General features: G+C 56.3%; 23 protein-coding genes. 13 read left to right on the plus strand and 10 right to left on the minus strand.

Annotated elements, in window-relative coordinates; translation table 11 throughout:
* The first annotated feature begins 91 nt into the window (after positions 1-91).
* Both B30_RS12040 and B30_RS12045 read left to right on the plus strand, forming a co-directional pair.
* Positions 92-226, plus strand: coding sequence for an aa3-type cytochrome c oxidase subunit IV (locus tag B30_RS12040; RefSeq protein ID WP_009572355.1), 135 nt, complete (start codon positions 92-94; stop codon positions 224-226).
* A gap of 27 nt (positions 227-253) precedes the next feature.
* Positions 254-880: a hypothetical protein gene (locus B30_RS12045; RefSeq protein ID WP_009572356.1), complete on the plus strand. Its 627-nt coding sequence runs from the start codon at positions 254-256 to the stop codon at positions 878-880.
* A 1-nt stretch (position 881) separates the two neighbouring features.
* Here B30_RS12045 and B30_RS12050 read toward each other — a convergent pair whose 3' ends face one another.
* The 4 genes from B30_RS12050 to greA form a co-directional block, all read right to left on the minus strand.
* A complete protein-coding gene (locus B30_RS12050; RefSeq protein WP_009572357.1) occupies positions 882-1,208 on the minus strand; it encodes an AzlD domain-containing protein in 327 nt (108 codons plus the stop codon).
* On the minus strand, positions 1,205-1,921 hold the full coding sequence (locus B30_RS12055; RefSeq protein WP_009572358.1) for an AzlC family ABC transporter permease: 717 nt from the start codon (positions 1,919-1,921) through the stop codon (positions 1,205-1,207). The genes B30_RS12050 and B30_RS12055 overlap by 4 nt, the downstream gene beginning before the upstream one ends.
* 122 nt (positions 1,922-2,043) lie before the next feature.
* Positions 2,044-3,060: a hypothetical protein gene (locus tag B30_RS12060; RefSeq protein WP_009572359.1), complete on the minus strand. Its 1,017-nt coding sequence runs from the start codon at positions 3,058-3,060 to the stop codon at positions 2,044-2,046.
* A gap of 16 nt (positions 3,061-3,076) precedes the next feature.
* A complete protein-coding gene (greA, locus tag B30_RS12065) occupies positions 3,077-3,547 on the minus strand; it encodes a transcription elongation factor GreA (protein WP_009572360.1) in 471 nt (156 codons plus the stop codon).
* 395 nt (positions 3,548-3,942) lie between these two features.
* Here greA and B30_RS12070 point away from each other — a divergent pair, with 395 nt between their 5' ends.
* The 3 genes from B30_RS12070 to B30_RS12080 all read left to right on the plus strand — a co-directional run bounded on the left by B30_RS12070 (position 3,943) and on the right by B30_RS12080 (position 8,260).
* The gene (locus tag B30_RS12070) at positions 3,943-5,595 is read left to right on the plus strand and encodes an electron transfer flavoprotein-ubiquinone oxidoreductase (protein ID WP_009572361.1); all 1,653 of its coding nucleotides are present in this window, start codon (positions 3,943-3,945) and stop codon (positions 5,593-5,595) included.
* 121 nt (positions 5,596-5,716) lie between these two features.
* A complete protein-coding gene (locus B30_RS12075; protein ID WP_009572362.1) occupies positions 5,717-7,423 on the plus strand; it encodes a tetratricopeptide repeat protein in 1,707 nt (568 codons plus the stop codon).
* Positions 7,424-7,432: 9 nt separating this feature from the next.
* Positions 7,433-8,260: a 4-(cytidine 5'-diphospho)-2-C-methyl-D-erythritol kinase gene (locus tag B30_RS12080; RefSeq protein WP_040402427.1), complete on the plus strand. Its 828-nt coding sequence runs from the start codon at positions 7,433-7,435 to the stop codon at positions 8,258-8,260.
* A gap of 39 nt (positions 8,261-8,299) precedes the next feature.
* Here the strand turns inward: B30_RS12080 and B30_RS12085 are convergent, their stop codons facing one another.
* A complete protein-coding gene (locus B30_RS12085) occupies positions 8,300-9,310 on the minus strand; it encodes a polyprenyl synthetase family protein (RefSeq protein ID WP_009572364.1) in 1,011 nt (336 codons plus the stop codon).
* A gap of 50 nt (positions 9,311-9,360) precedes the next feature.
* Between B30_RS12085 and B30_RS12090 the strand changes: the two genes are divergently transcribed.
* The 3 genes from B30_RS12090 to B30_RS21765 all read left to right on the plus strand — a co-directional run bounded on the left by B30_RS12090 (position 9,361) and on the right by B30_RS21765 (position 10,642).
* Complete coding sequence (locus B30_RS12090; RefSeq protein ID WP_009572365.1) at positions 9,361-9,579, plus strand: putative signal transducing protein; 219 nt, start codon at positions 9,361-9,363, stop codon at positions 9,577-9,579.
* Positions 9,576-10,337: a tRNA1(Val) (adenine(37)-N6)-methyltransferase gene (locus B30_RS12095; RefSeq protein ID WP_009572366.1), complete on the plus strand. Its 762-nt coding sequence runs from the start codon at positions 9,576-9,578 to the stop codon at positions 10,335-10,337. Before B30_RS12090 ends, B30_RS12095 begins: the two co-directional genes overlap by 4 nt.
* A 137-nt stretch (positions 10,338-10,474) precedes the next feature.
* On the plus strand, positions 10,475-10,642 hold the full coding sequence (locus tag B30_RS21765; protein ID WP_009572367.1) for a YdcH family protein: 168 nt from the start codon (positions 10,475-10,477) through the stop codon (positions 10,640-10,642).
* 134 nt (positions 10,643-10,776) lie between these two features.
* Here B30_RS21765 and yddG read toward each other — a convergent pair whose 3' ends face one another.
* The 4 genes from yddG to B30_RS12115 form a co-directional block, all read right to left on the minus strand.
* Positions 10,777-11,640 carry an aromatic amino acid exporter YddG gene (gene yddG, locus B30_RS12100; RefSeq protein WP_009572368.1) on the minus strand — a complete coding sequence of 288 codons (864 nt, stop codon included), beginning with the start codon at positions 11,638-11,640 and terminating at the stop codon, positions 10,777-10,779.
* Positions 11,641-11,728: 88 nt separating this feature from the next.
* Entirely contained in the window at positions 11,729-12,451 is a 723-nt protein-coding gene (locus tag B30_RS12105; protein ID WP_009572369.1) for a beta-ketoacyl-ACP reductase, read from the minus strand.
* Positions 12,452-12,751: 300 nt separating this feature from the next.
* A complete protein-coding gene (locus B30_RS12110; RefSeq protein ID WP_009572370.1) occupies positions 12,752-13,927 on the minus strand; it encodes an acetyl-CoA C-acetyltransferase in 1,176 nt (391 codons plus the stop codon).
* 149 nt (positions 13,928-14,076) lie between these two features.
* On the minus strand, positions 14,077-14,904 hold the full coding sequence (locus tag B30_RS12115) for an EAL domain-containing protein (protein WP_009572371.1): 828 nt from the start codon (positions 14,902-14,904) through the stop codon (positions 14,077-14,079).
* 153 nt (positions 14,905-15,057) lie between these two features.
* Here B30_RS12115 and B30_RS22180 point away from each other — a divergent pair, with 153 nt between their 5' ends.
* Positions 15,058-15,291 (plus strand): hypothetical protein, encoded by a 234-nt coding sequence (locus B30_RS22180; RefSeq protein WP_152002964.1) that lies wholly within the window; start codon positions 15,058-15,060, stop codon positions 15,289-15,291.
* Complete coding sequence (locus tag B30_RS12120; protein WP_009572372.1) at positions 15,248-16,525, plus strand: PAS domain-containing protein; 1,278 nt, start codon at positions 15,248-15,250, stop codon at positions 16,523-16,525. The genes B30_RS22180 and B30_RS12120 overlap by 44 nt, the downstream gene beginning before the upstream one ends.
* Here the strand turns inward: B30_RS12120 and B30_RS12125 are convergent.
* On the minus strand, positions 16,494-17,090 hold the full coding sequence (locus tag B30_RS12125) for a TlpA family protein disulfide reductase (protein WP_009572373.1): 597 nt from the start codon (positions 17,088-17,090) through the stop codon (positions 16,494-16,496). The two genes, B30_RS12120 and B30_RS12125, sit on opposite strands and share 32 nt — an antisense overlap.
* 12 nt (positions 17,091-17,102) lie before the next feature.
* Between B30_RS12125 and argH the strand changes: the two genes are divergently transcribed.
* From argH to lysA, 3 genes are read left to right on the plus strand one after another with little or no spacing between them, the layout of a single operon-like run.
* Positions 17,103-18,494, plus strand: coding sequence for an argininosuccinate lyase (argH, locus tag B30_RS12130; RefSeq protein WP_040402398.1), 1,392 nt, complete (start codon positions 17,103-17,105; stop codon positions 18,492-18,494).
* Positions 18,491-18,655, plus strand: coding sequence for a hypothetical protein (locus B30_RS22375; RefSeq protein WP_176832867.1), 165 nt, complete (start codon positions 18,491-18,493; stop codon positions 18,653-18,655). The genes argH and B30_RS22375 overlap by 4 nt, the downstream gene beginning before the upstream one ends.
* A 37-nt stretch (positions 18,656-18,692) precedes the next feature.
* Positions 18,693-19,958: a diaminopimelate decarboxylase gene (gene lysA / locus B30_RS12135; RefSeq protein WP_009572375.1), complete on the plus strand. Its 1,266-nt coding sequence runs from the start codon at positions 18,693-18,695 to the stop codon at positions 19,956-19,958.
* Positions 19,959-19,970: the final 12 nt, after the last annotated feature.

Consider the following 19,970-nt stretch of genomic DNA (forward strand, 5'->3'; position numbering starts at 1 on the left):
CCCTGATCGCACCCTCTGGATGCAAGCAACGGGTGACAGGCCGATCTGAATCGTCTAATTCAATGCCAAAGAAGATAAAAGGACACGCACAATGGCTGAGTATAAACACGGCGAAATGGATACTTCGGTTCAGGAAAAGACCTTTGCAGGCTTTATCAAATGGTCCACCTGGGTGGCAGGCGCTGCGATTTTCGCTTTGATTTTTATGGCTGTTTTCAACAGCTAAGCCTCGTTTAGGAGTCGGACAGTTCGGATGTTCTCTCGCGTTTTCTGGCTCCTGAGCCTTTTGGTCCTGACGGCCTGTGGAGCCGCCGAGCCCAAATGGGCCCCTGACGATGAGGTCGCGCGCGCGCATTATGTGCATGGCGCGCCCTACACGTTGACCCTGTTCACGGTGATCGGCAATCGCAGCGGCGGCGGGGCACATTCATCCTTGTTGGTCAATGCGCCGTCCGAGCGTGCGATTTTTGACCCTGCAGGCACGTTTTACCACCCGCATTTGCCCGAGCGTAACGATGTGCACTATGGCATGAGTGACGCCGCCGTGGCCTTTTACATAGATTACCATGCGCGCGTGACGTACCATGTGGTTGAACAGACCATCGTGGTCAGCCCTGAAGTCGCGCAGCTCGCGTTGTCAAAAATTCAGGCCCATGGCGCGGTGGCGAAGGCGCATTGTACCGATAGCATTTCGGGTATTTTGTCTGATCTGCCGGGGTTTGCCGGTGCACCAAACACGATGTTCCCCAAAAAACTGATGACGTGGTTCGGCACGTTTGAGGGCGTCAGCGAGAAAAAGCATTATGACGACAGCCCGGATGAGAACGGGCGCCTCATTGAAGCCCCGCCGCTGTTGCTACGTCACAGGCAGGGTGCCTGAGTCACCCTATCAACGCGCCGAAGCCGAAAAACAGCCCAAGCCCGATCAAAATCGCCCAAAGCACATTGCGGGTCAAAATCCCCACGGCAATGGTGGCCGCTGCACAGCCCAATCGCAGTGGGTCAAAGGCGTTTTCACCCTGCCCCAGTAGCATCGGTGCAACCACTGCGGGCAGTACCGCCACGGGCGTATAGCGCAGCAGGCGCAAGAGCCAATTGGGCAAAGGACGGTCACCGACAAAGCCCAAAAATGCAAAGCGGATCAAAAACGTACCCGCCGCCATAGACAGGATGATGGTCCAGATTTGACCTGTCGTGGCTTCGATCATGATGCGGCCTTTCGGTGTTCCATCCAAATCTCAACCTGTGCGCCAACGACCAAAGCAACCGCCGCAGCGACCAAAAGCCCGGAGCCAAAGGGCATAAAGCTCAGGGCCAGCACCAACACGACAGAGGTAAGCGCCGCCGCCAAATGCGCCAGTGTTTTCAACATCGGTGAGACCACGGCCAAAAAGGTGATTGGCACGGCGAAATCGACGCCGAGATCGGTGGGGATTTTCTCACCCAAAACCGCGCCGGTAAAGGTCAGCGCATACCATCCAATGCCGAGCGGGATGGCGACGCCAAAGAAATAGCCGAGCTTTTCAGAGACGCTCAGGTCGGGTTCTTTTTCGAATTTGATCGTCGAGAGCGCATAGGGTTGATCATAGAGCATATAGGCGGCAAAGGCGCGGGTCAGCAGCGAGGATTTGCCAATATGCGGGGTGATCGAAGCGGAATACATCCCCATGCGCAGATTGACGGCCAAAGCGGTGGCGATGACGATCACCGTGGGGGCGTTTTCCGTCATCAATTGCAAAGCGGCCAATTGCGCCGATCCGGCGATGACAAGCACGGAAAACCCCATGACTTCCACGATGTTCAGCCCGGCTTGCGTGGCAATTGCGCCAAAAATTGCGGCAAAGGGCCAGAGCACGATGTGAAACGGCAAACCGTCTTTGATGCCTATAAGGAACTGTCGCGAGGCGGGAGATTTAAACATGGATCTGTCACTTTTGGGGTCATGCCAACCTAAGGCATGTGTTCGCGCATGACCAATGTCGATTTGTGAATATGGGTTTTGCAAATGGTGATCAGACGGGGTCGATCAACAGGCGGGGTCGATCAATCAAACGTCCCGGTGACCCGCCCCAAAAGCATAAAGGCACGCGCGGTACGGGTGTCGGAGAGGGCGGAAATTTCTTCGTCCGTTGCGGTCTGTTCAAACTCGGCAAATGTTTTGTCGAATTTGCGCAGGAAATGGTGCACCGCATCGCGAAACACCGCATCCTGTTTCATCCGCCCCGAAGCCAAAGCCAAAGACGACCGATCCCGAACGCCGCCCAATGGCGCGACCGAATGGCCACGCTCTCCGGTGGCGAAGCGTCGCCACACCTCGGGCTTGGCACGGTCAGGACGCAGGTCGTCCATGTAAATCCCGTCTTGTGACAGCAGGGTCAAGACGTCCTGTGCGGCGTGAACCAATTGGCTGACCTTACGGTCAGACAAGGCGCGGCGCAGGGCGCGAAAACCCTCTTTGTCCTCGGCGGTTTCGGGGAAATTCAAAGCCTTGATAAAATCCGCGACCGAAAGGGGCGGTGCGAGGGATTCGGAGGGGGTGCCAAGCGCCAGCGAGGCCTGTTCTTCGATCAGCGCAGGCGAGGGGATCGCCAATTTGTCCTCCGGCGGCGTGGTGCCGGGGCGGATCGAGGTGAACATCGCAAGGGTGGATTCGGTTTTTCGCTGAGCCGCGACAATCTCTTCGAGCTTTTTCTCAACGCTGCTGGATGCCGTGCCGCCGTGTTGTTGCGCCAGATAGGATTGGCGCATGGCGGAAATCGCCGCCTGAAGGCGGCGGCTCTCCTCTCGCATCGTGACAGAGGCCCGCACCGCCAAGGCGCCGACCCAAATCATCGCCACGGGCATGAAAATCGCGATCAACATCATGACAAAGCGGATGCTGTCAAAATCGTCCGTGCCTTTGCCGACGATCAGAAAATAGCCAATGGTCAGCGCCAGCCAGAACAACGACAGGACTGCCGCGATCATTTCTGTCGCGGTGATCCGAGGGGCGTCATCGGGGCGTTGATACACGCCAAGTTCAATTTTTTTGGGACCTTCGTCTGCCAAAGGGGCCTCCACGACCGCGTCTATAAGGTTAAATATACGCGATCTTGAGGATTTCGTAGCTCTTTTCACCGCCGGGCGTGCGCACTTCGACGCTGTCGCCCTCTTCTTTGTTGATCAAGGCGCGCGCCAAGGGGGAGGCGATGTTCAACAGCCCGTTTTCGATATCGGCCTCGTGTTGGCCAACGATCTGATAGGTTTTCTCTTCGTCGGTGTCTTCATCCACGATTGTCACCGTGGCGGAGAATTTCACAGCGCCGGAAAGTGTTTTTGGATCAACGACTTCGGCCAGGGACAACACGCCCTCAAGCTCCTTGATCCGGCCTTCGATAAAGCTCTGTTTTTCACGCGCAGAATGATATTCGGCATTCTCTGACAGATCGCCAAGCTCGCGGGCTTCGGCAATCGCCTGAATGACAGCCGGGCGTTCCACCGACTTGAGTTTTTTCAGCTCGCTGCTCAACGCGGTGTTGCCCGCGCGCGTCATGAGAATTTTTTCCATCAGGCCACTCATCTGCACGAAAAAAGCGCTGCGAGGTCGGAGCCTCCGCGCGCTTTGGTTATCACAATTTATACTCCCAACTGACCCGGAATAGGGGCAGATTGCAAGGGCTCAGTTGTGCGACGTCCGACATGATGTCTGACATGGCGTGGTTTTAGGGGGTGGCCTGGTTGATGAGGGGCGATTCTTTTGGGGCAGACTGTGTGCTCTGCATGTAGCCTTATGAGATAATTGAGGTGTGGCGCGGGGCTTTGGTCACTTTTGATGCGGCGCTGCGGCGCTTTATCGATGTTTACGCCCAAGGGACGCCACGAAAAACACCATCTGAAATTGACCCGGCTATGGCTTAGCGGTTAGGTAAGCGCCGGAAAGCTGTTTGATCTGGGAGAAACTTTATGTCGAATGTCGAACGTGAGGCGATGGAATATGACGTCGTTATCGTTGGTGCCGGACCTGCGGGTCTCTCTGCTGCGATCCGCCTCAAACAGCTGGATGAGGACCTCAACATTGTTGTGTTGGAGAAGGGCTCCGAAGTGGGCGCGCATATCCTGTCCGGTGCCGTGCTCGACCCCTGTGGCCTTGACGCGCTGATACCGGATTGGAAAGAGCGCAGTGCGCCGATTTCCACCAAAGTCACCGAAGATCATTTCCACCTTTTGGGCGAAGCGGGTTCCATTCGTATCCCAAATACGCCGATGCCACCGTTCATGTCGAACCACGGCAAATACATCGTCTCCATGGGCAATGTCTGCCGGTGGATGGCCGAGCAGGCCGAAGGCATGGGCGTCGAGATTTTCCCCGGCATGGCCTGTTCCGAGCTGATCTACGGCGACAACGGCGAAGTCAAAGGCGTGGTTGCGGGCGAGTTTGGCCGTGGGCCGGATGGCGAGCCGACCGAGGCCTATGAGCCGGGTATGGAGCTGCACGGCAAATATGTTTTGATCTCCGAGGGCGTGCGTGGATCGTTGGCAAAAGAGATCATCGCCAAATACGACCTGCAAAAAGGTCGCGACGTTCAAAAATTCGGTCTCGGCATGAAGGAAATCTGGGAAATTGACCCGGACAAGCACAAAGAGGGCAAGGTGTGGCACTCGATGGGCTGGCCTTTGAATTCAAATGCGGGCGGCGGTGGATTTATCTATCACGCCGAAAACAATCAGATTTTCATCGGGTTTGTGGTCCATCTGAACTACAAAAACCCCTATGTCTTCCCGTACATGGAGTTCCAGCGCTTCAAACATCATCCGCTGGTGGCGGAGCTTTTGAAGGGCGGCAAACGTGTGGCTTATGGCGCGCGTGCGATCTCCGAGGGCGGCTATCAGTCGATGCCAAAAGCGGCCTTTCCGGGGGGCGCACTGCTTGGCTGTTCCGTCGGTCTGGTCAACGTGCCGCGGATCAAAGGCAACCACAACGCCATGCTGTCCGGCAAAGCGGCGGCGGAGCATGTTGTGGCGGCTCTCAAAGAGGGCCGGTCTGGCGACACGTTGGAAGGCTATGAAACCGAGCTGCGCACTGGCGCTGTCGGCAAGGACCTGAAACGCGTGCGCAATGTCAAGCCGCTCTGGTCGAAATACGGCCTGACGGCGTCGCTGATGCTCGGTGGGTTGGATATGTGGACCAATACCCTGTTTGGTGGCTCGCTGTTTGGCACGGTAAAACACGGAAAAACCGATGCGCAATCGACCAGTAAGGCCGATAAATTCAAACCGATCGACTATCCGAAACCCGATGGTGTGATCTCGTTTGACCGGCTGACCAATGTGTCATTTGCCGCGACCAACCACGAAGAAAGCCAGCCCTGCCACCTCAAACTCAAAGATCCGCAAGTGGCGATTGATGTGGATTACAAACAATTCGGCGGCCCGTCCGCCCGCTATTGTCCGGCGGGGGTCTATGAATATCTGACACCCGAAGGGGAAGAGCCGAAATTTGTGGTGAACTTCCAAAACTGCGTGCACTGCAAAACCTGTGACATCAAAGAGGCCAGCCAAAACATCACCTGGACCGTGCCGCAGGGTGGCGATGGCCCGAACTATCCGAATATGTGACTCTCTCACGCCAACGTGTTGACGCAAATGACAGAACGGGGGCCCAGGCGGTCCCCGTTTGCGTTGCAGCCGCCCGGTTTGAACGATAGGCTTTGCGCAGATAACGCGAAGGAGATTTCTGGTGACACACCGCGCGGGTTTTTCGCTTTCGGCCCTGACCGCCGTCGGACTGATTTTAGGCGTCGGGCTTTTCAACCCGTCTCCGGTCTCGGCGGATGCGGGTGCCTATCTTGCGGCGCGCCAGGCGACAATGGATCGCAGTTTTCGCGACCTTGTGGGCTATGCGACGCGCTCGCTGGCCTCTGATCCGCAAAACCCGGTCCTGCTCGAATCCGTGATCTCGGGCCATATCTCCATGGGCAACTTTGATCAGATCAAGGGTTACGCCACCGTGTTGCGCAACCTTGAACCCGGCAATCAAATCGCCGCCATGGGCAATCTGACGCTACTGGCGCGTGATGAGGATTATGACGGTGTGATTGCGGCCCTTGATGAGGGACAAAGCATTTCTACCGTCGTTGACGGGATGGTGCATGCTTGGGCTTTCGTCGGCAAAGGCGATATGTCCAGTGCTCTGGCCCTGTTTGACAGCACGGTTGATGCGGGGCAGGGATTTGAGTTTTTTGGGCCTTATAACAAGGCCCTGGCCCTCGCCCTCGTAGGGGATTACGAAGGCGCGCTTGAAACGCTGTCTTCGGTTGGCATGCCCGCTACGCGTTCTGCCGTCATCGCACAAGCCCAAATTCTTAGCCAATTGGAGCGCAATGACGAGGCGCTTACCCTGATCAATGACAGTTTCGGACCGGCCAGTGATGCGCAAATCGACGCTCTCAAAGCCGCCCTGAGTGCGGGCGAAAACGTGCCGTTCACAGTCGTGCGCAGTGCGCGGGACGGTATGGCGGATGTGTTTTTCGCCGTGGCGTCCGCCCTAGATGGCGGGCTTGATGATGGCTACACGCTTTTGTACGCGCGCATTGCCCAGGAATTGCGCCCGGATGAGGCCAATTATGCGTTGTTCAGCGCTGCGCTTTTGGAGCGGCTCGACAATTACGATCTTGCCACCACCGCTTTTGACGCCATTGGTGTTGATGATCCGGCCTATCCGATGGCCACGCTTGGCCGCGCCGAAGCGCTGCGGGCGGCGGGCAAAGACGATGCCGAGCTTGAGGTTTTGCGCCAGTTGACGAAATCCCATCCTGAATTGGATGACGGGCATATCGCGCTTGGCGATGCGTTGCGTCGCCATGAACGCTATGCGGAAGCGGCCGAGGCCTACACCGTTGCAATTGATCTCAATCGGCCGCCCAGCCGAGCACAATGGCCGCTCTATTTCACCCGTGGCATCGCCTATGAGCGCGAAGGTGTTTGGGACAAGGCCGAGGCCGATCTGCGTCAGGCGCTTGCACTGGAACCCGATCAGCCGCAGGTGCTGAATTACCTTGGCTATTCTTTCCTTGAGATGAAAACCAACCTTGATGAAGCCATGGGGATGATCCGCAAGGCCTCTGCTGCGCGTCCGAATGATGGCTATATCACCGACAGTCTGGCGTGGGGGCTGTACCTTTTGGGTCGCTATGATGAAGCCGTCGATCCAATGGAACGCGCCGCCGCATTGATGCCGGTCGATGCGGTGGTGAACGATCACTTGGGGGACGTCTATTGGGCGGTGGGGCGCGAACGCGAAGCACGGTTTCAATGGGAACGCGCCCTGTCCTTTGATCCCGAGGAGGATGAGGCCAAGCGTATTCGCCGCAAATTGGAGGTGGGGCTGGACCGGGTGTTGGGTGAGGAGGGGCTCGCGCCCACGCGCCCCTTGGATGATGGCTAACCCCATATGATCACAAAGATTTTTGCTCCGGCCAAGATCAACCTTGCCCTACATGTCACCGGGCAACGGTCGGATGGCTATCACCTGTTGGACAGCCTTGTGGCCTTCGTCGATCTCGGCGATCAGATCATCGCCGCACCTGCCGTGCAATCGTCCCTGACGGTGACGGGTCCCTTTGCCGAGGGTGTGCCTGCCGATGGCACCAACCTTGTGTTGAAAGCGGCGGCTTTGGCCGGGCGGCCGATGGCCCTGACGCTTGATAAACATTTGCCGCCGGCCTCCGGCATTGGGGGCGGATCGGCGGATGCGGCGGCGACATTACGCGCGGCGGCCCGTTTGGGAACTCAGCCGGTGACCGCCGATCAGGCGCTGTCGCTGGGCGCGGATGTCCCCGTTTGTTTGCGCTCGAAACCGGTGCGGATGTCGGGGATCGGCGAGGGGCTGACCCCCGTCGTCATGCCCGCGCTGCATCTGGTGTTGGTCAACCCTCGGATCGAAGTGTCGACGCCGGAGGTGTTCGCCCGCCTTGAGCGCAAAGACAATATGCCGATGCCCGATAAGTTGCCGCGTTGGCCGGACACCTTGGCTTTTGTCGATTGGTTGAGCACTCAGCGCAACGATCTTGAACGACCTGCAGTGAAACTTGTGCCCGAGATTGCAGCGGCTTTGGCGGCTTTGGTGCTGGCCCCAAAAGTACAAATGGTGCGGATGTCGGGGTCCGGTGCGACCTGTTTTGGTCTTTTCGAGGATCGTTTGTCTGCGGATGCAGCGGCGGCGCAAATGGCCGCAAGCAATCCGTGGTGGTGGGTCAAATCGGCCAGCACGCTGCCGGGCTAAGGCGCGCTATCGTTTGGCGCAGCCGAGCCACATATTAAATTAGCGCAGCCGAGCCACGACATAATCCGCGATGTCCGACAGCATGTGAACAACCTCACCCGCAGGCAGCACAGACAGCGCCGCCTTGGCTTTTTCCGCCCAGTCCAGCGCCACCTCTCGGGTCTCTTCGAGCGCATTGTGGCGGTTCAACAGTGCGATGGCATGGTCCAGATCGCCCTCGTCCTGTTTGCCTTTCTCGATGGTCTTGACCCAAAAGGCGCGCTCTGTCTCGTCCGCTTTGGCAATCGCTTTGATCACCGGCAGGGTCAGTTTGCGTTCGCGGAAATCGTCACCGATGTTTTTCCCGGTCTGCGCCGAGCCCCAATAATCCAAAAGATCATCGACGATCTGAAATGAAATCCCAAGCGCATCGCCATAGTCAAACAGCGCCTTGACCACCGTGTCATCCGCCTCGGCCAAAACGCCGCCGACTTCGGTTGCCGCCGAAAACAGCGCTGCAGTTTTGCCGCGTACGACTTGCAGGTACACGCTCTCGTCGGTTTTCAAATCTTGCGCGGCGGTCAGTTGCAACACTTCGCCCTCGGCGATGGTCGCGGAGGCGTTGGAGAGGATTTGCAACACGCGCATGTTGTCGGCATCTGTCATCAACTGAAATGCGCGGGCAAAAAGATAATCCCCCACCAGCACCGAAGATTTGTTGTCCCACAACAGGTTCGCCGTGGGACGCCCGCGCCGCTGCGCGCTTTCATCGACCACATCGTCATGCAACAGCGTGGCGGTGTGGATGAATTCGACCGTGGCGGCGAGGTGAATGTGATAGGGGCCCATGTAGCCACAGGCCTTGGCCGCCGCCAAGGTCAACATTGGACGCAACCGTTTGCCGCCCGCCTCGATCAAATGCGCGGTGACTTCGGGAATGCGCGGCGCGTGCTCCGAGGACATGCGTTCACGGATCAGGGCGTTGACGGCCTCAAGCTCGGGCGCAAGATATGCGGCCAATTGCTCATGCGGTTTGATCGCCGCTCGTTTTGTCGCCTCACCCAAACTCATGGGACACTCCTTGTCTCGACAAACCCCTCGGTCTGTCTTTAAATCAAGTGATGAAACAGCTCCTGCGCACAACCGACCTGACCCAGATCATCTATGCCAAAGCCATCTTGTCCGGGGAGGATATAGACTGCTTTGAAATGGACGTCCATATGAGCGTCCTTGAGGGCAGTCTTGGCATATTGCCGCGTCGATTGATGGTCTTAGACGAGGATCTCAATCAGGCGCGGCGGATTTTGCGCGATCATGATTTTGAGTTGGAAGATCTGTGAGTTCGGAGACGACGGAGACCTGTGACGCGTTTTTGGGCGGGCGGGTGCAGCTTTACCAACCGGCAGACGGCTATCGCGCCGGTGTCGATCCGGTTATGTTGGCGGCGGCGACGCCTGCGCAGCCCGGACAGCATGTGTTGGAATTGGGCTGTGGGGCAGGGGCCGCGTTGCTGTGCTTGCATGCGCGCGTTGCGGGGCTGTCGCTGACCGGGGTTGAGATGCAGCCGATGTATGCCGATCTGGCCCGACGCAATGCGGCTCTGAACGGTGCCGATATGAGGGTTGTGGAGGCCGATTTGCGGCATCTACCGCCGGATATAAAGACGCGCGGATTTGATCATGTGATGGCCAATCCGCCTTATTATGATCGCGCCCGTTCGACGTCTTCTCTCAATGCCGGGCGGGATATGGCCCTTGCAGGTGACACGCCGCTGAGCGATTGGATTGACGTGGCCGCGAAACGGCTTGCGCCCAAAGGCTATCTGACGATGATCCAAAAGGCGGATCGCCTCCCGGACATCTTGACACCGCTGATGGCACGGCTTGGCTCTGTACGGGTGCGTGCCATTCAGCCGCGTGTGGGGCGTGTGGCCGAGTTGGTGATTGTTCAGGCGCGCAAGGGCGGGCGGGCGGCGTTTGTGATGGAGCCGCCGCTGATCATGCATGAGGGCGAGCGACATCTGCGCGATGGTGAAAGCTACACGGCTCAGGTGTTAACCATTTTGCGCGAAGGCGGGGATTTGCCCTGGGGGCATTAATCCTTTGGCAATATTTCGCGCGCAACCCTGAGCGCGTCATTTTGTTCCAAAACAAACCCGTGACACGACTCAAAATCTATGGTGCACTTGTTACATAGCTTTTACATTGAAGCTAAATCAAACAGAGAGGAGAAGACATGAGCTTGGTTTCCCATATTGAGGAATTGAAGAAAAAGCACAAATCCCTCTCCGAAGCCGTCGAAATCGCGCAACGCTCCCCAAGCGCAGACGACCTTCGGATCGCAGACCTGAAAAAGCAAAAACTCCGGATCAAGGAAGAGATCGCGCGTTTGAGCACGACCTAAAACGTTATTAAAGCGTCACACCTTTCACCTGAGACAGGGAAAAAGTGTGACGCTGTCAGACATATTAATGTTGTGGGCGTTCCGCCATAAACCCGTGAAACAGGTTTATGGCGGAACGCTTTAAGTACAGATCATCATCCGGTCTGGCGGTTTGTAAAAGCGGCCAGACCGGCACCAGCAGTAATCAATCCCGCCGAGAGCAAAAGCATCAAACGCGGCTCAGTCACCCCTCCAAGGATCAGAGCCCCTGTTGACAAAAGTGGCGCGGCATATGCCGCTGTTCCAAGCAGTTGAATATCGCCCTTTTTCATTCCCACATCCCACAAGTAAAACGCACCGCCTGCGGGACCCAGTCCCAATGCGATCAGCGCCCCCCATCCTATGTAGGTTGCGGGCCAAACGGTCTCTTCAAAAGCCAAATGCGAGATCAACGAGAGGAACGCCGACAAAAGGCAAAATACGGCGACAGAGGCAGTGGTGATATGGCCGATCCGGCGCGAGATCACTGAATATCCGGCCCATGTGAAGGCCCCCGCCAAGGCGAGAAGATAGCCAAGTCCGGCCTCTCCCGCAAAGGATGTGCCACGCGCGATGACGAGGATGGCCCCCGCCAGCCCAAGTACGGCCCCTAAAATGTGCAGTGGGCGAAGGCGTTCGCCGGGCAAAAGGCCGGAAAAGAGGACGATCAGCAAGGGCCAGAGGTAGTTGATCAATCCCGCTTCCGCCGGAGGGGCAAGACGCAGGGATGAAAAATACAGGAAATGAAAGCCAAAAATCCCAAGTGTGCCAAAGCCATAGACCAAGGGCGAGACGCGTTTCAAATCCCTCCATGCACGGTTTTTGGCGATCCAGATCAGGCCAATTCCGCCACCAATGGCAAAGCTGATCGCATTGAGTTGCAGTGCCGGGACCGGCGTGCTGGCCACGGTGAACAGCGCCAAAAGCGCCCAGAGAAGGACGGCGAGAAAGCCGATGGATGTGGCGGTTTTGCGTGTCATTGCGCGAGATAGCCGTAAGTCTTTGAGCTGCGCAATCATAAAAAAAGGGGCCACGGCTGTGACCCCCTTCAAACCGTATCTCAACGCCTTAGGTGAGGTATTGGCCGCCGTTCGCCGTGATGGTCGAGCCGGTGATAAAGCCCGCCTCATCGGAGGCAAGGAACACCACACAGCGGGCGATGTCTTCGGGTTCGCCAAGGCGACCAACGGGAATGGTCGAAATGATTGACTCGCGGACTTTTTCCGGCACGGCCATGACCATTTCGGTCGCGATATAGCCGGGGCAAATCACGTTGACGGTGACGCCAGCGCGCGCACCCTCTTGAGCCAAGGCTTTGGTGAATCCGATGTCACCCGCTTTTGCGGCCGAATAGTTCACCTGGCCAAACTGACCTTTTTGGCCGTTGATCGACGAAATGTTGATCACGCGACCAAATTTACGCTCGCGCATGCCTGGCCAGATTGGGTGAGTCATGTTGAACACACCGGAAAGGTTGGTGTCCATGACCTGCTGCCATTGCTCACGGGTCATCTTGTGGAACGGCGCATCGCGGGTGATGCCCGCGTTGTTGACGAGAATGTCTACGGGGCCAAGCTCGGCCTCGACTTTGGCAATGCCTTCAACACAGCCATCGTAATCTGCCACGGACCATTTAAAGGTCTTGATGCCGGTTTCCTCAGTGAACTTCGCAGCAGCGTCGTCATTGCCTGCATAGTTTGCAGCCACGGTGTAGCCTGCGTCTTTCAGGGCCTTCGAAATGGCGGCGCCAATCCCGCGCGTTCCCCCGGTCACGATTGCGACTTTGGACATGATACTCCTCCCTATCAAATCTTCTGTTGGAAATCTTGTTATCCAAAATATTCTGCAGCCGCAACAATATTACTTAGCTGATGCAGAAATTTTTTGGCGCGACGGCATCGTCCCATGACATGGCTCCCAATGTTTTGGACATGAACACTGTACCGTCCAATCATGACAAACTGAATGCGGCGTGGGATCAAGAGCTATTTTAAGAAGGGAGTGTTTGCGCTACCATTTTGTAGGCTTTGGGCTTGTTTTGAGATCAAGCGGAGGGGAGAGGCCCCGAATTGGCCCCTCCCAGATTGGCTATCAATCGCGTTCGACGCAGAGGGCAACGCCCATACCGCCGCCGATGCAGAGTGTGGCGAGGCCTTTTTTGGCATCGCGGCGCTGCATCTCAAACAAAAGCGTGTTGAGAATACGTGCACCAGAGGCGCCGATCGGGTGGCCGATGGCAATTGCGCCACCGTTTACGTTTACCACGGCCGGATCCCAGCCCATGTCTTTGTTCACGGCACAGGCTTGTGCGGCAAAGGCTTCGTTGGCTTCGACCAGATCAAGATCCTGAGCCTTCCAACCGGCTTTTTCGAGCGCTTTGCGGGAGGCATGGATCGGGCCGACACCCATGATCGACGGGTCGAGACCGGCGGTTGCATAGGAGGCGATGCGGGCCAGGGGTTGGATGCCGCGTTTTGCCGCGTTGTCTGCCGACATCAAAAGCACGCCAGCCGCGCCATCGTTGATCCCTGAGGCGTTGCCTGCGGTGACAGATCCCTCTTTGTCAAAGGCCGGGCGCAGTTTTTGCATGGACTCCAACGTCGCGCCGTGACGGATGTATTCGTCGGCATCAACGATGATTTCGCCTTTACGGGTTTTCACCGCGAAGGGGATGATTTCATCAGAGAATTTCCCAGCCTTTTGCGCCGCTTCGGCTTTGTTTTGCGAGGCGAGGGCAAAGGCGTCCTGCATTTCGCGGGAAATCTGCCATTGATTGGCAACGTTTTCGGCGGTGATGCCCATGTGGTAGCCGTTAAACGCGTCCCAAAGGCCGTCTTTGATCATCGAATCGATGAACTTCATATCGCCCATTTTATGGCCAGCGCGCAGGTTGGCGACATGGGGAGACATGGACATGTTTTCTTGGCCGCCGGCACAGACGATGTCGGCATCCCCCAACATGATGTGTTGGGCGGCGAGGGCGACGGTGCGCAGGCCCGAGCCACAGACTTGGTTGATGCTCCATGCGGCGGATTCTTGTGGCAGACCGGCGTTGATATGGGCTTGGCGTGCCGGGTTTTGACCCTGACCCGCAGTCAGCACCTGACCAAGAATGGTTTCAGACACCTCGCCTTTTTCAATCCCGGCGCGCGCTACCAGCGCTTCAAGGACTGCGGCGCCGAGGTCGTGGGCCGGGGTATTGGCGAAAGCGCCCGAAAAGCTGCCGACGGCAGTTCGTGCTGCGGATGCGATAACGACATTGGTCATGATGGTCTTCTCTCCCAGAATGGTTGTGGGGAGATTGCCCAATGGTTGGATTTTTTGCAACAATATTGCGCGGCTCCCCACCAAAGCAGTAGGCTGCGCGCGCAGCATTTTCAACCATCAATCCCAGGATGAGGCGGTTTGACGCCCGACTAGCTGGCTTTTCGGCGTGTTTCTTTGGTTTGCCACGCCGGATCAATCGTGGCCGCGCCGAAGTAGTGGCCCTGCATGCAATCGATCCCGATTGAACTCAAGTATTGGGCATCTGCTTCGGTTTCGACAAATTCGGCCACCGTATACATGTCAAAATGTTTGGCGACAGAGACCAGTGCCTGCGTCAGCACTTGGTTGTCGGGATTTGTTGCGATGCCACGGATAAAGCTGCCATCAATTTTCACAATGTCGAAATAGAATTCTTTGAGATAGCGGAAGGCGGTATAGCCCGCGCCAAAATCATCAAGAGCAAAGGAAATGCCCATAGATTGTAGCTCTTTCATGAAGACAGACACAAGATCAGGCATCACCATGGCGGAGCTCTCAGTGATCTCCAAAATAAGACGTTCGGCGACGGTTGCGTTTTTGGCCAAACCAATGTGAAGCGTTTCTTTCCAGCGTGGATAGCCAATGGAGCGCGCCGACATGTTGATCGCAAGGCGCAATGTCGGGTGTTTGTTGAGGGCGGTGAGCCCAAGTTCAAGTGCGAGACAGTCGAGTTGGCGACCGGTTTCAGTGGTCTCGGCAACGTCAATAAACTCGCGCGCGGGAATCACCCGTCCGGTTTGATCCAAAACCCGAATGAGGCCTTCGAAAAAGGCGGGACGGTCCGGGCGCAACGTTTGGACAATAGGTTGATATGCAAGCATCACCTGTTTTTTCCGCAGGGCCGAATGCACCATATCCATTGTGTTTTGATCGCGCTCTGCGACCGCAGCCGACAGTGGGCTACCCAAATCATCGTGGCCATAGAAAGAGGTATTCATCCCGTCACCTTGCCTTAAAGCATCCGCATTGTGAGACCGACTTTGAAAGACTTGGGATAACGGTGGGTAAACTTTCAAATTTGTTTGAGATTTTAGAGAAGTTTTAAACAATGTCATAAAGCATTGATGCGATTTGAAAATTTAAGGGAAAACGTGAAATTGATCGAAAATTCGGAGTATTTAAATCGAATTTTTCTTTCTAAAAGGGCGCAGGTTTTGCGGGCCAAGGCAAAAACTGCCGTTGCAAAAATTGAATGGCAAAACAGGATCGATTTGAAATGGCTTAACCATATTGAAAGTAACCTTTGCTCAACTGCGATCAAATCAGACAATTGGGCACAACATGTCATTTCAAAACTCTGCAACAGCCTTTTCCTCAAGCCGTGAAGAGGCGCCGTTCTCAATCGACGAACTGTTCTTTTCACGGACAGATGAGCGCGGTGTGATCGCGGCCGGGAACGAAGTTTTTCGCCGAATTTCCGAATATTCCTGGCAAGAACTTGTTGGTGCCCCTCATAAGATCATTCGACACCCCGATATGCCGAAAGGGGTTTTTTATATTCTGTGGGAGCGGCTCAAAAAAGGGCTAGCCACGGGCGCTTATGTGAAAAACCGTGCGAAAGATGGTCGGTACTATTGGGTCTATGCGGTTATTTCGCCGATTGAGGGCGGCTATGTTTCCGTGCGGATGAAACCCTCTTCGAAAGTCTTTTCTCAGGCTCAGGTCGCGTATGCGGAGGCTCTAAAATTAGAGGCAAATGAAGGGCTTACTCCCGAAGAAAGTGCTGCGAAAATTCGTGAAGTTTTGCGAGATCTCGGGTTCCCAACCTATGCGGCGTTCAGTTCGTTTGCGATTGCACAAGAGATGACGGCCCGTGACACCGCGCTCGCCCGGGTCGAAGACGGGCGTTTACGCAGTATGAAAGAGCTTTTGCCCAGGCTGCATGACCTTGAATCAGAGCAACAGAACCTGTTCACGGCCTTCGCCAAAATTCGTGGGATTCCCTCAAATATGCGCATTGTTGCATCGCGGTTGGAGCCTGCGGGAGGGCCGATTTCTGCAATCTCCCAAAATTATAGATTGATGTCGGACGAAGTGACCAACCATCTTGGAGGGTTCAGGGTCGAAAACGGCGCCCGAAGTATGACCGAATCGGTTCTGTCGCGAGTGCACCACGGTATTTTCATGATGGCCGCGGCACGGCTACAACGTGAAGTGAAAATGGTTGCGCTAGAGGCTTTCTTGACAGCGAAAGAAGGGGATAATTTCAAGTATGAGGTGGAGGTTCTCACCACCTTACTCGACACCTACTCCATTGATTCTGGAGCAGTTTTGGTATCCGTCTTTAACGATGTGACCGCGCTCACGCGCTCGGCAAAGGATCTGCGTCAACTTGTGACGGGGCTTGATTCCATCCGGGTGTTGTGCCGCGTCGAAGCTGGGCGTCTTGGGGCGAATTCGGTATCGCTCATGCCTGTCATTGATCAACTCGATAAATTCCATATCGAAATTGATGCGACTTTGGAGCGGATCATGCATCTCTCGGAACGGGTGAAAACATTGGTTGAGGCGGCCATGCCGCGCACCGCTAATGGATCACTACACTATCATCATTCGTGAGGCCGTATTCATTCAACAGTTCGGTCACAATTGCTTGGGCTGAGGGCGAGAACCAGTCCGCATCTCCGGTCATACGTGCGATTTCCTGGCCTTGTGGAGAAATCAAGATCGACACAGGGAGGCCAAGCACCCCCATATCACGCGCCATTGCGCCTTTTGGGTCAAGTCGTGCCGTCAGCTCTTTGATCTGAGCGGTTTCAAAGAATTTTTCGATCGCGGGTGTGGGGTTGTGTCCGGTCGCAATGGGCAGAACCGCAAACCCTTTGCCGTCAAACTCAGCGGAGAGCGCATCAAGCGCCGGCATTTCTTTGCGACACGGCGCACACCACGTGGCCCAGAAATTGAGAAGGACAAGTTTGCCCGCATGGTCCGCAAGCGTTTCCTCAGCACCATCCATCGTCGTGAACGGCAGCGCACTCACTTCTTTGGGTTCAGTGTGAAATCCCAGTTTTTGCAGGCTGTCCTCGCGCAAATCCATCACGCTTTGCATATCCTGTGCGGCAGCAGGAATTGCACCAAGGCTCAGGGCCGTATAAAGGGTGGCGGCAATCAGATTTTTCAACATGCGGGTGTGTCCATGACCGATAAGAAATCAAACGCGATGTGGGGCGGGCGTTTCGCCGCCGGACCTGACGCGATTATGGAAGCGATCAATGCGTCCATTGGTTTCGACAAACGACTGGCCTCCCAAGATATCGCGGGTTCGCGCGCCCATGCTTTGATGCTTGCGCAACAGGGCATTATTACCGATAGCGATGCGCAGGCCATTCGGGAAGGCCTTCTCACGGTATTGTCAGAAATTGAAGCCGGTGAGTTCGTCTATTCCACAGCGCTTGAAGACATTCACATGAATGTCGAATCCCGGCTCAAAGAGATCATCGGCGAACCGGCTGGGCGGTTGCACACGGCGCGTTCGCGCAACGATCAGGTCGCCACCGATTTCAAACTTTGGACCCGCGATCAAATGGATGCAGCGGTTTCTGGCCTTGAGGCCTTGATCCGCGCGTTGATGGCGCAGGCCGAAAAGGGCGCTGATTGGGTCATGCCCGGCTTCACCCATTTGCAAACTGCGCAGCCGGTGACCTGGGGCCACCACATGATGGCCTATGTCGAAATGTTTGGCCGCGATATGTCTCGCTTCAAAGACGCACGCACCCGGATGAACGAAAGCCCGCTGGGCTCAGCGGCTCTGGCAGGCACGGGTTTCCCGATTGATCGCCATATGACCGCTGAGGCGCTGGGCTTTGACCGTCCGACCGCCAACTCTTTGGATGCCGTGGCCGATCGTGACTTCGGTCTCGAATTTTTGAGCTGCGCGTCCATCACCGCCATGCACCTGTCGCGTTTTGCCGAAGAGTTGGTGATCTGGTCCTCGGCGCAGTTCCGCTTTGTCGCGCTTTCGGACCGGTTCTCCACCGGCTCTTCGATCATGCCGCAAAAGAAAAACCCCGACGCCGCCGAATTGATCCGCGCCAAGGTGGGGCGGATTTTTGGCGCAAATGTCGCGTTGATGATGGTGATGAAAGGCCTGCCTCTGGCCTATTCCAAAGACATGCAAGAAGACAAAGAACAGGTCTTCGACGCCGCCGACAACCTTATGCTGGCCCTCGCCGCGATGACCGGGATGGTATCGGATATGAACGCCAACACCGACAATCTGCGCGCTGCCGCCGCCTCTGGGTTCTCCACTGCGACCGATCTTGCCGATTGGTTGGTGCGCGAAGCGGGCCTGCCGTTCCGCGACGCACATCATGTCACCGGCGCATTGGTGGCGATGGCTGAGAAAAAGGGCTGCGATTTGCCTGATCTGAGCCTGGAGGAGATGACATCCGTTCACGAAGCGATCACTGAAGGCGTCTATGATGTCTTAACGGTTGAAAATTCGGTCGCGTCTCGCACAAGCTACGGAGGCACGGCGCCCTCTCAGGTCCGTGCACAAATTGCGCGTTGGAAAGAGGTGCTCGGATGATCCGTTTTATATGTGCTGTGGCGATGATCGGCCTTGTAGGCTGTGGCGTGGATGGCGACCCTGTCAAGCCTGAGGTGGGCGTGTCGACCACCGTGGGCGTGAATTCCAAACGCGGAAGTTACACCGACACGTCGGTTAACATTCATATTCCGCTGAACTGACCGAGGGCCCTTGGGCCCGGCATCTGAAAGACCCTACATGGATCATTTCCTTTACAGAGACGGTGTTTTATACGCCGAAGACGTGCCCGTGTCTGACATTGCGGCACAGGTTGGCACGCCGTTTTATGTCTATTCCACCGCCACATTGACACGCCATTTTAAGCTGTTCGACGAGGCCTTGGGCGGGATGGATCATCTGGTCTGTTTCGCGATGAAATCGAACTCGAACCTTGCCGTGCTCAAGCTTATGGGTGAGTTGGGCGCGGGGATCGACGTGGTGTCGATCGGGGAGTACCTCAAGGCCAAGGCGGCGGGCCTGCCGGGGGATCGGATCGTGTTTTCCGGCGTGGGCAAAACCCGCGATGAAATGCGTCAGGCGCTGATCGGTGGCATTCGTCAGTTTAACGTCGAAAGCGAACCCGAGCTTGAGGCGCTCAATGAGGTGGCGATGTCTTTGGGCGTCAAAGCCCCGATTGCCTTGCGGGTGAACCCGGATGTGGATGCCAAAACCCATGCGAAAATCGCCACCGGGAAATCCGAAAACAAATTCGGCATTCCGATTGCCACCTGCCGCGATGTCTATGCGCGTGCGGGACAAATGGACGGCATCGATGTGGTTGGCATCGACGTTCATATCGGCTCGCAGTTGACCGAGCTTGCGCCGTTTGAATTGGCCTTCACCAAGGTGGCGGAATTGACCGAAGCCCTGCGCGCCGATGGTCACACCATCCGCCGACTTGATCTTGGCGGTGGATTGGGCATTCCTTATGAGCGCTCAAATGAGGCCCCGCCGCTGCCAGTAGAATATGGCGACGTGATCCGCAAAACCGTCGGCCATCTGGGCTGTGAGATCGAGATCGAGCCGGGGCGGCTGATTTCCGGCAATGCCGGGATTTTGGTGTCTTCGCTGATCTATCTCAAACATGGCGAAGGCCGCGATTTTCTCATCCTCGATGCGGCGATGAACGATCTCGTGCGACCGTCGATGTATGACGCTCATCACGACATCATTCCGGTGATCGAACCCGATGCAGGTGTGGAACAATTGCCCTATGACATCGTTGGCCCGGTTTGCGAAACCGGCGATACCTTTGCCAAGGCCCGCAACATGCCGCTTTTGGCGGAGGGCGATTTGGTCGCGTTCCGTTCGGCGGGTGCTTACGGCGCGGTGATGGCGTCGGAATATAATTCCCGCCCGCTCATCCCCGAGGTTTTGGTGAAAGACGATCAATTCGCTGTCATCCGCCCGCGTCCGAGCTTTGAAGAGATGATAAATCGCGATACCATTCCCCAATGGCTTTGACATCCGCGCGAT

It is taken from the genome of Celeribacter baekdonensis B30 (assembly GCF_000299875.1).
GTDB lineage: Bacteria > Pseudomonadota > Alphaproteobacteria > Rhodobacterales > Rhodobacteraceae > Celeribacter > Celeribacter baekdonensis_A.

Coding starts and splice junctions, on each gene's coding strand:
- B30_RS12040 (WP_009572355.1), top strand. CDS start 92: ATGGCTGAGTATAAACACGGCGAAATGGATACTTCGGTTCAGGAAAAG.
- B30_RS12045 (WP_009572356.1), top strand. CDS start 254: ATGTTCTCTCGCGTTTTCTGGCTCCTGAGCCTTTTGGTCCTGACGGCC.
- B30_RS12050 (WP_009572357.1), bottom strand. CDS start 1,208: ATGATCGAAGCCACGACAGGTCAAATCTGGACCATCATCCTGTCTATG.
- B30_RS12055 (WP_009572358.1), bottom strand. CDS start 1,921: ATGTTTAAATCTCCCGCCTCGCGACAGTTCCTTATAGGCATCAAAGAC.
- greA (WP_009572360.1), bottom strand. CDS start 3,547: ATGGAAAAAATTCTCATGACGCGCGCGGGCAACACCGCGTTGAGCAGC.
- B30_RS12070 (WP_009572361.1), top strand. CDS start 3,943: ATGTCGAATGTCGAACGTGAGGCGATGGAATATGACGTCGTTATCGTT.
- B30_RS12085 (WP_009572364.1), bottom strand. CDS start 9,310: ATGAGTTTGGGTGAGGCGACAAAACGAGCGGCGATCAAACCGCATGAG.
- B30_RS12090 (WP_009572365.1), top strand. CDS start 9,361: ATGAAACAGCTCCTGCGCACAACCGACCTGACCCAGATCATCTATGCC.
- B30_RS21765 (WP_009572367.1), top strand. CDS start 10,475: ATGAGCTTGGTTTCCCATATTGAGGAATTGAAGAAAAAGCACAAATCC.
- yddG (WP_009572368.1), bottom strand. CDS start 11,640: ATGACACGCAAAACCGCCACATCCATCGGCTTTCTCGCCGTCCTTCTC.
- B30_RS12105 (WP_009572369.1), bottom strand. CDS start 12,451: ATGTCCAAAGTCGCAATCGTGACCGGGGGAACGCGCGGGATTGGCGCC.
- B30_RS12110 (WP_009572370.1), bottom strand. CDS start 13,927: ATGACCAATGTCGTTATCGCATCCGCAGCACGAACTGCCGTCGGCAGC.
- B30_RS12115 (WP_009572371.1), bottom strand. CDS start 14,904: ATGAATACCTCTTTCTATGGCCACGATGATTTGGGTAGCCCACTGTCG.
- B30_RS12120 (WP_009572372.1), top strand. CDS start 15,248: ATGTCATTTCAAAACTCTGCAACAGCCTTTTCCTCAAGCCGTGAAGAG.
- B30_RS12125 (WP_009572373.1), bottom strand. CDS start 17,090: ATGTTGAAAAATCTGATTGCCGCCACCCTTTATACGGCCCTGAGCCTT.
- argH (WP_040402398.1), top strand. CDS start 17,103: ATGACCGATAAGAAATCAAACGCGATGTGGGGCGGGCGTTTCGCCGCC.
- B30_RS22375 (WP_176832867.1), top strand. CDS start 18,491: ATGATCCGTTTTATATGTGCTGTGGCGATGATCGGCCTTGTAGGCTGT.
- lysA (WP_009572375.1), top strand. CDS start 18,693: ATGGATCATTTCCTTTACAGAGACGGTGTTTTATACGCCGAAGACGTG.